A 12050-nucleotide genomic window follows, 5' to 3' on the forward strand; every position below is an offset into this window, starting at 1 on the left:
GTCTCCCGGGTGGGGGCGGGGCCCCTCGTGCACGGCCCGTCGGGCTGCTGTGCGGGTCAGCCCGTTCAGCCCGCGAGGATGGCGCGCGCGAGCTTGGCCGTCTCGGTCGGGGTCTTGCCGACCTTGACGCCCGCGGCCTCCAGGGCCTCCTTCTTCGCCTGGGCGGTGCCGGAGGAGCCGGAGACGATGGCGCCGGCGTGGCCCATGGTCTTGCCCTCGGGCGCGGTGAAGCCTGCGACGTAGCCGACGACCGGCTTGGTGACGTTGGCCTTGATGAAGTCGGCCGCACGCTCCTCGGCGTCGCCGCCGATCTCGCCGATCATGACGATCAGGTCGGTGTCGGGGTCCGCCTCGAAGGCCGCCAGGGCGTCGATGTGCGTGGTGCCGATGACCGGGTCGCCACCGATGCCGACGGCGGAGGAGAAGCCGATGTCACGGAGCTCGTACATCATCTGGTACGTCAGCGTGCCGGACTTCGAGACCAGGCCGATGCGACCCGGCTTGGTGATGTCGCCCGGGATGATGCCGGCGTTGGACTGGCCCGGGGTGATGAGACCGGGGCAGTTCGGGCCGATGAGGCGGGTCTTGTTGCCCTTCTCCACCGCGTACGCGTAGAACGCGGCGGAGTCGTGGACGGCGATGCCCTCGGTGATGACGACCGCGAGCGGGATCTCGGCGTCGATCGCCTCGACGACGGCGGCCTTGGCGAAGGCCGGCGGCACGAAGAGGACGGAGACGTTGGCGCCGGTCTCCTTCATCGCCTCGGCGACGGTGCCGAAGACCGGGACCTCGGTGCCGTCGAAGTCGACCTTGGTGCCGGCCTTGCGCGGGTTCACGCCACCGACGATGTTGGTGCCGTCACCCAGCATGAGCTTGGTGTGCTTCATGCCCGTGGCACCGGTCATGCCCTGGACGATGACCTTGCTGTCCTTGTTGAGGAAGATAGCCATGGCTGTGGTTTCCCCTGTCCCTTACTTCGCAGCCGCGAGCTCGGCGGCCTTGTCGGCCGCGCCGTCCATGGTGTCCACGCGCTGCACGAGCGGGTGGTTGGCGTCCGACAGGATCTTGCGACCCAGCTCCGCGTTGTTGCCGTCGAGGCGCACGACCAGCGGCTTGTTGACCTCTTCGCCCTTGGAGGCGAGGAGCTCCAGGGCCTGGACGATGCCGTTGGCGACCTCGTCACAGGCGGTGATGCCACCGAAGACGTTGACGAAGACGGACTTGACGTCCGGGTCGCCCAGGATGATCTCCAGGCCGTTCGCCATGACCTCCGCGGAGGCGCCGCCGCCGATGTCGAGGAAGTTGGCCGGCTTCACGCCGCCGTGGTTCTCACCGGCGTACGCGACGACGTCCAGGGTCGACATGACCAGGCCGGCGCCGTTGCCGATGATGCCGACCTCGCCGTCGAGCTTGACGTAGTTGAGGCCCTTGGCCTTGGCCGCGGCCTCGAGCGGGTTGGCCGCCGCCTTGTCCTCGAGCGCCTCGTGCTCGGGCTGGCGGAAGTCGGCGTTGGCGTCCAGGGACACCTTGCCGTCCAGGGCCAGGACGTCGCCGGAGGCGACCTTGGCCAGCGGGTTGACCTCGACGAGGAGCGCGTCCTCGGCGACGAAGGTCTTCCACAGGGTCACGAGGACCTCGGCGACCTTCTCGGCGACCTCGGCCGGGAACTGGGCCTGGGCGACGATCTCACGGGCCTTCTCGATGTCCACGCCGTGGTTGGCGTCGACCGGGACCTTCGCGAGCTTCTCGGGGGTCGTCGCGGCGACCTCCTCGATGTCCATGCCACCGGCCACGGAGGCCATGGCCAGGAAGGTGCGGTTGGTGCGGTCGAGGAGGTACGAGACGTAGTACTCCTCGAGGATCTCCGGAGCGGTCTCCGCGATCATCACCTTGTGGACCGTGTGGCCCTTGATGTCCATCCCGAGGATGTCCGTCGCGCGGGCGACGGCCTCGTCCGGGGTGGCGGCCAGCTTGACGCCGCCGGCCTTGCCTCGGCCACCGACCTTCACCTGCGCCTTGACGACCGACTTGCCGCCAAGACGCTCGGTGGCCTCGCGCGCCGCCTCAGGCGTGTCGATGACTTCACCGGCCAGCACCGGTACACCGTGCTTGGCGAAGAGGTCCCTCGCCTGGTACTCGAACAGGTCCACGCGCGTCCGTCCCTTTTCTGATGATCGCGGTTCGTTGTCTGCGTGGGCGTGCCGCGGAGGGCAACGTGACTGCGCTGTCACAAGGGAGGCGTGCACGGAGTCCGTGGACGCGGCATGTCCGTCTCGCAGGTTATCCCCGCAGGACGTGGGTCCCTAAATCGCAGATCACAACCGAGCGGTGATACGGGTCACAGAACGTAGGGGCGGGCGGGCGGTCCGTAGGGGCGGCAGAGCACGACCCGAGCCCCCTTCCGGCAGGCGGGGACTGGCCTCTCACCCCCTCACGACGCGCCCGGCCCCATCGTGAGGGCTCCACTGTGACGGATGTGATATGGGCCTCAGTCTGACCGTCGGCACCCGTGCGGGTGGTCCCGCAGCGACGGATTCCGCACCGCTCCGTACCGCCGGTCGGGCAGGGGTCAGGCCTCGGGCACCGGCAGCGGGCGCTTCTCCAGGGCCGCCGCCATGACCTCCGGAAAGTGGTCGGGGGTGCAGGCGAAGGCGGGGACGCCGAGCGCGGCGAGCGTCGCGGCGTGCTCCCGGTCGTACGCGGGGGCGCCCTCGTCGGAGAGCGCGAGGAGCACCACGAGCTGGACCCCGGAGGCCTTCAGGGCCGCGACCCGCTTCGCCATCTCGTCCCGGATGCCCCCCTCGTACAGGTCGCTGACGAGGACGAGGACCGTGTCGGCGGGGCGGGTGATCCTCGACTGGCAGTGGGCGAGGGCACGGTTGATGTCGGTGCCGCCGCCGAGCCGGGTGCCGAACAGCACGTCGACCGGATCGTCGAGGTGGTCGGTGAGGTCCACGACGGCGGTGTCGAAGACGACCAACCGGGTGGCGAGTGACCGCATGGAGGCGAGGACCGCGCCGAAGACGGCGGCGTACACGACGGAGGCCGCCATGGAGCCCGACTGGTCGATGCAGAGCACCACCTCCTTCCTGACCGCCCGGGAGGCGCGCCCGTGGCCGACGAGGCGCTCGGGGACGACCGTGCGGTGCTCGGGCAGGTAGTTCTTGAGGTTGGCACGGATCGTCCGGTCCCAGTCGATGTCCCGGTGGCGGGGCCGGCCGATCCGGGCGGAACGGTCGAGCGCCCCGGTCAGTGCGGTGCGGGTACGACCGGCGAGGCGTCGCTCCAGATCGTCGACGACCTTGCGCACGACGGCCCGCGCGGTCTCCCTGGTCGTCTCGGGTATCGCCTTGTTCAGGGCGAGCAGGGTGCCGACGAGGTGCACGTCCGCCTCGACCGCCTCCAACATCTCCGGCTCCAGGAGGAGGGCGTCGAGCCCGAGCCGGTCGATCGCATCGCGCTGCATCACCTGGACGACGGAGCCGGGGAAGTACCTGCGGACGTCCCCGAGCCAGCGGGCGACGGAGGGCGCAGAGGCGCCGAGCCCGGCCGCGCGGTCGCCGCCCCGCCCCTTGCGGTCGTAGAGCGCGGTGAGGGCCCGGTCCATGGCGGAGTCGGTTCCGGTGAGCGTCCGGCCGGTGCCGTCGGCGTCCCCGCCGCCCAGGACCAGCCGCCAGCGCCGCATCCGTTCGTCTTCGGCAGTGGTCATGCGAAGGACTCCGTTCCGAGGATCAGGTGCAGGAGCGGCAGCACGGCGTCCGCCCGCTCGCGATCGAGGACGGGGGCGAAACCGGGCGCGACGGGGGCGGCAGGGCCGGGAGCGGTGGGGCGGGGCCCCCGGGCGGCCAACTCCCCGAGGGTGCGGCGCACCCCCGGCTCGTACCCGGAGAAGGTGCGCCGCAGCAGCGGCAGGACGGCGGGGAACGCCCCGTCCGGCACCCCGGTCAGCCAGGCGTCGACCAGACCGAAGAGTCGCTGGTCGTGCACGAGCAGCAGCCCACCGCCGGAACTCCCGCCAAGGAATCCGTCGAGCCAGGCGGCGGCCTCGGCCGGCGGGGTGCCCGGGGACAGGACCCGGTCCATGAGCAGACCGGGCTCCACCCCGTCGATCCGCCCCTCGTCGAGCAGCAGTCGTGCGGCGCGCCCCCGGAGGACTCCCGGTATCCGCTCGCCCCGGGCGAGCCGCAACAGGGTCGCGCCCCAACGCTCGACGAGCCCATCGGCACGGCGGACGGGGTCGCTGGGGACGACGGGGACACGGGGACGGCCGGCGTCACCGGCGCCACCGGCGCCACCAGGCCGATCAGAACCGTCGGGGGTGTCCTCCGGCCCGGTGGGGTCGACAGGAGCGGGGGGCGTCGGTGCGTCGCCCGTCCCGCACCGGCCGGGCGCGTGGGGCTCGGCCGACCGGTCCGGGGACGTCGGCCCCACGGGCGTGACGGGACGGTCCGGTGCGTCCGGCCCGCTGCCTCGGGCGGGACGGTCCGGGAGGAGGGCGATCGCCGTGTGGACTGCATCGAGCCGCTCCCGCATCTGCTCGGCGGCATCGGCGTCGAGTCCGGTGCAGGAGGGCGGCAGTCCGATGCAGATCCGCTCGGCAAGCCCGGCGGCCACCTCGCCGAGGGCCGCCGTGTCGGTGCCCCGGACGTCGCCGTAGCGCAGGGACCGGGCCAGGGCCGGGAGGGCTTGGGCGAGGTGGGCGACATCGGCGTCGAGCGCGGCGCGGTCGGCGAGCGCCCGCATGACGGCCGGGAGCGCTTCGGTGAGCCCGGCGAGGAGACAGTCCTCCGCGAGCACGGTGACGTCGCCGAGGAGGGTCGCGGCCCTGGCACGGAACTCGGCCTTGGCGGTGGCGGCGGCCTCGACGGTGGTGCCCCAGACCCCGGCCTCAGCGAGGCGGACGTGCAGTTCCGGGTCCCAGCGCAGCCGCCAGTTCTCCCGGAAGGTGCCCGTTCCGGCACGCCCGGCGACCGGTTCGCCCCAGTGGACGTCGAGGAGCCGCAGTCGGTGCAGCAGCCTGCTGCGCTCGGCGTCGACGTCCTTGCGGAGGTCGAGCCCCAGCTCGCGCTCCTGCGGCTCGGGCTTGAGCCGCAGGGTTCGCTGCCGGCGGGCCAGGTCGCGCTGGAGGGGCACCGCAGGGGCGGCGGCCGGTACCTCGCCGAGGGCCTCGCCGACGACGAGGCGGTCACGGACCAGGTCGAGCAGGACGTCGGAGCCCTCGCAGAGCACGGCGCGGATGGCGTCCGTCGTCTCTTCGAGGCCGGGGACCGGGCGGCCCCGCAGGGCGGCGAGGGCCTCGGTGAGCCGCACCGCCTCGATCACATCGGCGGAGGAGACGAGCCGGTCCTCGGCCCTGAGGAGTCCGGCGGCCTTGGCCATCCAGCGCTCCACGGGCCGGTCGGGAGCGGCAAAGAGGTGCCCGTACCAGCCGGGCGCGTCGATCCCGGCACCGTAGCCGGAGTGCCGGGCGAGCCTGCGGTGGGTCCAGGGGACCCAGGTCAGCTCGACCTTCATCTTGGGCAGCCCCTTGAGGAGCGCCCTGTCGGCGGCGACGGTGGTCCTGCGGGTGAGTGCGGGCACGTGCCAGGCACCGCAGATGACGGCGACGGAGTCCCCGAACTCCTTTCGGGCGGCGCGCAGTTGAAGCCGCATGTACGCCTCGCGGACCGGGTCCCGGGGATGGCCGCCGTGCCCGTACGCCTCGCGCAGGGCTCCCATGGCCTCGGCGAGGGCTTCGAAGGCGGCGGTGGGGTCGCCGTCACCGCGCAGCTCGATGACGTCCTCCCACCAACGCTCGGCGTCCTCGTATCCGGCGGCCGAGGCGAGTTCGGCAACGGGGTCGATCCGCAGGCCGCCGACGGCCTCCCCGCCCTCCGCCCGGCTCCGGGCGGGATCGGCTGCGGCAAGGGCGTGTGCGGCGGGCAGGTCGACGAAACGGACGGCGGCGCCGCGGTCGAGCGCCCAGCGCAGGGCGACCCACTCGGGCGAGAACTCGGCCATCGGCCAGAACGCGGCCCGCCCCGGGTCGTCCACGGCGTGGGCGAGCAGCGCGACCGGTGGGCGCATGTCCGGTTCCCCGGCGAGCGCCACGAGCGCGTCCGCCTCGGCCGGCCCCTCGATGAGCACCGCGGCAGGCGCCTCCGCCTCCAACACGGCACGCACGCCCCGCGCGGACCCGGGACCGTGGTGCCGGACCCCCAGCAAGAGGGGCCCGCCGCGCCCTCTTCCGTACCCGGCCCGACCGGGGAGTTCCGCCGGGCCCTCGGGGCGGGCGCCGGATGCCGGTGCGTCAGGGGCACCGCCCTGCGCGCCGTCGGTGGAGCCGGACCGGGTGCCCGGTGCGCGACCGGCGGCACGGTCGGCGGCGGGGCGGGGCGTCACGCCACGGGTCGGTGCCGTGGACGCCGTCGTCATGCGCTCGCCTCGCGGCACGCACGGTAGAAGTCCTTCCAGCCGTCCCTCTCCCTGACGACCGTCTCCAGGTACTCCTGCCAGACGACCCGGTCGGCAGCCGGGTCTCGGATGACCGCGCCGAGGATGCCTGCGGCGATGTCGCCGGGCCGCAGGATGCCGTCGCCGAAGTGGGCGGCGAGGGCGAGCCCGCCCGTGACCACGGAGATCGCTTCGGCCGTGGAGAGCGTCCCCGAGGGGGACTTGACCCTCGTCCGGCCGTCGGCGGTGACCCCGTCGCGCAGTTCGCGGAACACGGTGACGACGCGGTGGATCTCGTCCGCCCTGTCGGGCAGGGCGGGCAGGGCCAGGGAGCGCCCGAGTTGCTCGACGCGGCGGGCGACGATGTCGACCTCGGCCTCGGGCGTCGCGGGCAGCGGGAGCACGACGGTGTTGAAGCGGCGGCGGAGCGCGCTGGAGAGTTCGTTGACGCCCCGGTCGCGGTCGTTGGCGGTGGCGATGAGGTTGAAGCCGGGGACGGCCTGCACCTCCCGGCCCAACTCCGGGACGGGGAGGGTCTTCTCGGACAGGATCGTGATGAGCGTGTCCTGTACGTCGGCGGGGATGCGGGTGAGCTCCTCGACCCGGGCGGTCAGGCCCTGCGACATCGCGCGCATGACAGGGCTGGGGACCAGGGCGTCCGTGCTGGGCCCCTGGGCGAGGAGTTGGGCGTAGTTCCAGCCGTACCGGACGGCTTCTTCGGGCGTGCCGGCGGTGCCTTGGACCAGGAGCGTGGAGTCGCCGCTGACGGCGGCGGCGAGGTGTTCGGAGACCCAGGTCTTGGCCGTGCCGGGGACGCCGAGCAGGAGCAGGGCCCGATCGGTGGCGAGGGTGCTGACGGCGACTTCGACGATGCGGCGCGGCCCGATGTACTTGGGCGTGATCACGGTCCCGTCGGGGAGCGTGCCACCGAGGAGGTAGGTGGCGACGGCCCGGGGGGGAGAGCCGCCAGCGGGCGGGGCGCGGCAGGTCGTCGGCGGCGGCGAGGGCCGCGAGTTCACGGGCGAAGGCGTGCTCCGCGTGTGGCCTGATGAACTCGGCGACGGTCGCCGGCCGCTCCGGTCCGGTGTCCGTCTCGACACCGGAACCGGACTTCGCGATGGTTTCGGGCACGGGCATGGATCCCCCTCCAGATCGTTCGACCTGCTGTGCGATCCACCGTGCACCACGGCACTGACAATCGGGCGTCCCCGCTGCTCGGGTGGGGGCGGGAGAGCGGACGAGGGCCATTCGGCACCCGACGCCTCCGACGCCTCCGACGCAGAGGATCACCTCGCGGCCAAACGACCGGGCGTCGGCCCGCGGCGGCCTGAGCGGGGCGACCGGAGCGGGGAAGCGACTGCCCGTCCTGTCCGGAGGACCGGCCCGCACCGCTCGAACGGGTCACGGCAGCCGGACGGAAGTCGGAGGTCGGCCCCACAGGGCGTCCGTCAGCGGCAGGGCCACGACCACCGGGACCCGAGTGCCAGCAGCAGTGTCAGTGGCACCCCCTACCGTCGGTGACATGAATGCCACGGGGGTGCGTTGGACGGCCGAACAGGTGCTGGCACTGGCTCCTGACGACGTCTCGCGCAGAGCGGGGAGCAAGCTCGGCACGGCCGGTTCCTGGTCGGGGGCGGGGTGCGGCGACGGCGCCGTTTGGGGGCTGTGCGGGGACAGCGGAAGCACACTGCACAGGACGGTGGTCGACACCACGGGGCCGGCGCACTCCTGTACGTGTCAGAGCCGGGAGTTCCCGTGCGAGCACGCGCTGGGCCTGCTGCTGCTCCGGGCGGCGGAGGGCGTGGCGTGCGAGGACTCCGCCGCGCCCGACTGGGCCGCCCGGTGGCTCGCGGAGCGGCGCGACCGGACCGCGGGCGCCGAGCATCGGACCGGACGCGCCCCGGGAAGGGCGACCGCGGACCCCGGGGCGGCGCGCCGGAGGGCCGAGCGCCGGGCCGTCCTGATCACCTCGGGCGCACGGGAGTTGGAGCAGCGGCTCGCCGACCTGCTGCGCGGTGGTCTGGCGCCGACCGAGCAGGCGGGGTACGCCCTGTGGGAGGAGACGGCGGCCCGCATGGTCGACGCCCAGGCACCGGGGCTGGCCGCCCGGGTCCGGGAACTGGGCGCGATACCCGGCTCGGGACCCGGTTGGCCGGTGCGGCTCCTGGAGGAGTGCGCGCTGACCCATCTCCTCGACCGGGCCTGGCTGGCCGCCGACCGGCTGCCCGGTCCGTTCGCCGCGACCGTACGGACCCGGGTGGGCCTCAGCGCCCCGGCCGACGGCGTCCCGGTGCACGACCGTTGGTCGGTCCTCGCCCAGTACGACGCGGCCGACGCGCGACTGACCACCCGGCGGATCTGGCTGCACGGCACGACCAGCGGACGCACCGCGCTCCTGCTCTCCTTCGGTGCGGCGGGCCGTGCTCCCCGGCTCTCCTTCGCCGTGGGCACGTTGTTCGACGGCGAACTGACCCCGCACGCGGGCTCCGGCCAGTTGCGGGCGGAACCGGGCGAGCAGTTCGTTCCGGTCCCCGGGCCCGCGGCCCCACCGCAGGCCGGACCGGTCGGCGCGGCGCTCGACGCGTACGGCCGGGCGCTGGGCGAGGACCCGTGGCTGGAGTCCTGGCCGGTGACGCTGGGCGGGGTCGTACCGGCGCGCGCCGAGTACGGCTGGCAACTCGCCGACGCCGGCGGCCGCGAGGCTTTGCCCCTGACGTCCGTCGCCCAGTCCCGTCCGGGCCTCTGGCGCTTGCTCGCCCTGTCCGGCGGTGGCCCGGTGACCGTCTTCGGAGAGTGCGGACACCAGGGGTTCACGCCGCTCGCCGCCTGGTCTCCGGAGGCCCCGGGCGAGACGGTCCCCCTCGTATGAGGCCTGGTCACCGCCCGCCGACCCCACGGAGGAGCCCGATGGACACCACCACGCCCGTCCCTTCCGCAACCGTCACCGCCGCCTCCGCCCCTCCCACGGCCGTCTCGACGGCGGGGCCCGCACCGGGCGACGACACGCACCGTGTCACCGCCTCCGCAGGCGCCCACGACGGGGAGGGACCCCACCCGGCCGGCACGCCCCTCGACACCGGGGTTTCGAACGACGTCGACGGCGGCGCGGCCGGACGACCGACGGGCTCCGACGGCCCCGCCGCCCTCGGCAGCAGCGGGGACGAGGACGGATCCGTCCGGCTCTGGGAGGAACTCCTCACCTCGGCGCTGCTCGGGACGGACCGGCGGCCTCCCGCCGGGCTCGTGGACGGGGCGACCGCCCGGGACCTGCCGGGCGCGCTGCTCGACGCCGCCGCGCTGCACACCGTACGGCGCAGGGCGGGGCTGCGCCCCGGAGCCGCCGCGTCCCCGCCGGACCCCGCGCCGGAGGACCCGCGCACACCGCTGCCCCCGGCGGCCCGGGCCCGTCTCGACCAGCTCCTCGCCGGCCGGACCGCGCCCTCGCCCGCCGGACGGCGCGGGGCCGCCCCCGACCTCGCCGAGCTCCTCCCCTCATGGCTGGCCCTCGCCAACACGCACGCGTACAAGGCACCGCCCGCCGCCCTGCCGGCGTTGCTCGACGCGGCCCGGGCCCGCACCGATCTACGTCCCCAGGCCCTTCGGTTGGCCGGGCCGCGCGGCCTGTGGCTGGCCCGGCTCAACCCCGAGTGGAGGTTCGCCGTCCGAGCTACGAACGGCAGGCTTCCCTCCCCGAAGGACCCGGAGGGAGTCCGCACCCTGTGGGACGAGGGCCTGTTCGCCGAGCGGGTCGCCCTGCTGGCCGCAGTGCGGACCGAGGACCCGACGGCCGGCCTCGCCCTCCTCGCGTCCACCTGGTCCACCGAGCGGGCGGAGGACCGGCTGATGTTCGTGGATTCGCTGCGCACCGGACTCTCCGTCGCCGACGAGGAGTTCCTGGAGGCGGCCCTCGCCGACCGCAGCCGCAACGTCCGGGCCGTCGCCGCCGAACTGCTCTCCGCCCTGCCGTCCTCGGCCTTCGCGGCCCGGATCGCAGGCCGGGCCGCGTCCTGTGTCGGTCTGGACCGGACGGCCCCCACACCGACGATCGTCGTCGAGGCACCGCACGAGTGCGACACGGCGATGCAGCGGGACGGCATGGTGGCGACGCCCCCGACGGGGCGGGGCGAGCGTTCCTGGTGGCTGGGCCAACTCGTCGAGGCGGCACCCTTGCCGTCCTGGTCGCCCAGGTTCGGGGGGCGCACCCCGGAGGAGATCGTGGCGCTGCCGGTCGCCGACGATTGGGAGTACGAGCTGCACGCGGCCTGGTGCCGGGCCGCCGTACGGCAGCGGGACCCCCACTGGTCGCGCGCACTGCTCGGTTCACCGGCGACGCCCCCGGCGACCGGGCCCGGCACCTCCTCCCTGGGCGAGCGCGCCCAGCTGCTCTCGACGCTCCCGGTGGAGGAACGGGCCCGTTGGGTCGCCTCGTTCGTCGCGGCCCACGGCTTGTCGGAGGCCTTCCAGCTGCTCGGCGTCTGTGCCGTGCCGTGGGCGGAGCCGCTCGGTTCAGCGGTGATCGACGCCCTCGACATCGCGCGGGAGGCGGGGAGCTATCCGTGGAGCTTCAGCGGGGTGATGGGGCTGGCGGAGCGCTGTCTCGCCCCCGAGGCGGCACAGCGACTGGAGTTCTTGGCGACACGGTCCGACGAGGCGGAGAACGGTGCGCCCGGTGCCGGGGACTACTGGGCGGAGGCCTTCCAGCGCTTGGTCTCCACTCTCCGGTTGCGCGCGACGATGCAGGCCGAGCTCGAAGCGCCGCCGCCATCCGACTTCTCGCCCCCGCCCTCGTGCCCGCCGAACTCCTGAAACGCCCGTCGGGCCCTTCCCCCCGGGGGAGGCCCTGGCGGCGGGGTCGCGCACCGCACCGAAGGACATGGGGCGCGCGAAGCGACGGAACCGGCCGGGGAGCGGACCGGCGCCGCGGCCGGAGGGGCCCGTCGGCATCCGCTCCGGTCCGGAACGCTAGGCGGCGGCGCGGACGTTCGCGTTCACCCAGTCGACGATGGCCGCGGTCGTCGCACCCGGCGTGAAGATCTCCGCCACGCCCTTCTCCTTGAGCGGCACGATGTCCGCCTCGGGGATGATGCCGCCGCCGAAGACCTTGATGTCCTCCGCGTCACGGTCCTTGAGGAGCTCCAGGACCTTCACGAACAACGTGTTGTGCGCTCCGGAGAGGATCGAGAGGCCGATCGCATCGGCATCCTCCTGGATCGCGGTGTCGACGATCTGCTCGGGCGTCTGGTGAAGCCCGGTGTAGATGACCTCCATGCCGGCGTCGCGGAGTGCCCGCGCGATCACCTTGGCACCGCGATCGTGACCGTCGAGACCAGGCTTGGCGACCACCACGCGGATCGGACCGCTCACACCCATGACTGCCTCCACATCCGACCCCGCGCCTCTTTGCCGGGGAGGTGAACGAACGCTATCCCCAGCATCCCGCAACCGGCCGTTTCGCGATGGCCGGCGAGGGGGAAATCACACGGTGGGACATGTTCGCTCTGCGTCGTCCCCGCTTTCGGGCCCTCCTCCTGGGCCCACCAGCCGCAAGCGGGGCCGGTCGCGAAGGGAGCCGCGACGAGGTCGCCGTGGGGCGGGGGCGCCGCCCCCGCGGCCCCCCG

At 73.9% G+C, this 12050-nt stretch carries 7 protein-coding genes and 1 pseudogene; 2 read left to right on the plus strand and 6 right to left on the minus strand.

Going from position 1 to position 12050, the window contains the following annotated elements; genetic code table 11:
* Window positions 1-65: 65 nt before the first annotated feature.
* The 5 genes and pseudogenes from sucD to ACFW2Y_RS30220 form a co-directional block, all read right to left on the minus strand.
* Entirely contained in the window at window positions 66-950 is an 885-nt protein-coding gene (gene sucD, locus ACFW2Y_RS30200; protein WP_041130848.1) for a succinate--CoA ligase subunit alpha, read from the minus strand.
* 21 nt (window positions 951-971) lie between these two features.
* On the minus strand, window positions 972-2150 hold the full coding sequence (gene sucC / locus ACFW2Y_RS30205) for an ADP-forming succinate--CoA ligase subunit beta (RefSeq protein WP_384885475.1): 1179 nt from the start codon (window positions 2148-2150) through the stop codon (window positions 972-974).
* A 419-nt stretch (window positions 2151-2569) separates the two neighbouring features.
* A complete protein-coding gene (locus ACFW2Y_RS30210) occupies window positions 2570-3709 on the minus strand; it encodes a VWA domain-containing protein (RefSeq protein ID WP_384885477.1) in 1140 nt (379 codons plus the stop codon).
* Window positions 3706-6414 (minus strand): DUF5682 family protein, encoded by a 2709-nt coding sequence (locus tag ACFW2Y_RS30215; protein ID WP_384885479.1) that lies wholly within the window; start codon window positions 6412-6414, stop codon window positions 3706-3708. The genes ACFW2Y_RS30210 and ACFW2Y_RS30215 overlap by 4 nt, the downstream gene beginning before the upstream one ends.
* Window positions 6411-7569 (minus strand): annotated as a pseudogene (locus ACFW2Y_RS30220) (AAA family ATPase). The gene ACFW2Y_RS30215 and the pseudogene ACFW2Y_RS30220 overlap by 4 nt, the downstream one beginning before the upstream one ends.
* Window positions 7570-7954: 385 nt before the next feature.
* Here ACFW2Y_RS30220 and ACFW2Y_RS30225 point away from each other — a divergent pair.
* On the plus strand, window positions 7955-9301 hold the full coding sequence (locus ACFW2Y_RS30225; protein ID WP_384885481.1) for an SWIM zinc finger family protein: 1347 nt from the start codon (window positions 7955-7957) through the stop codon (window positions 9299-9301).
* Window positions 9302-9339: 38 nt separating this feature from the next.
* Entirely contained in the window at window positions 9340-11238 is a 1899-nt protein-coding gene (locus tag ACFW2Y_RS30230; protein WP_384885483.1) for a DUF5691 domain-containing protein, read from the plus strand.
* Window positions 11239-11394: 156 nt separating this feature from the next.
* Here ACFW2Y_RS30230 and ACFW2Y_RS30235 read toward each other — a convergent pair whose 3' ends face one another.
* Window positions 11395-11802, minus strand: coding sequence for a cobalamin B12-binding domain-containing protein (locus ACFW2Y_RS30235; RefSeq protein WP_384885485.1), 408 nt, complete (start codon window positions 11800-11802; stop codon window positions 11395-11397).
* Window positions 11803-12050: the final 248 nt, after the last annotated feature.

The sequence above is a fragment of the Streptomyces sp. NPDC058877 genome, assembly GCF_042742855.1.
Classification (GTDB): Bacteria; Actinomycetota; Actinomycetes; order Streptomycetales; family Streptomycetaceae; genus Streptomyces.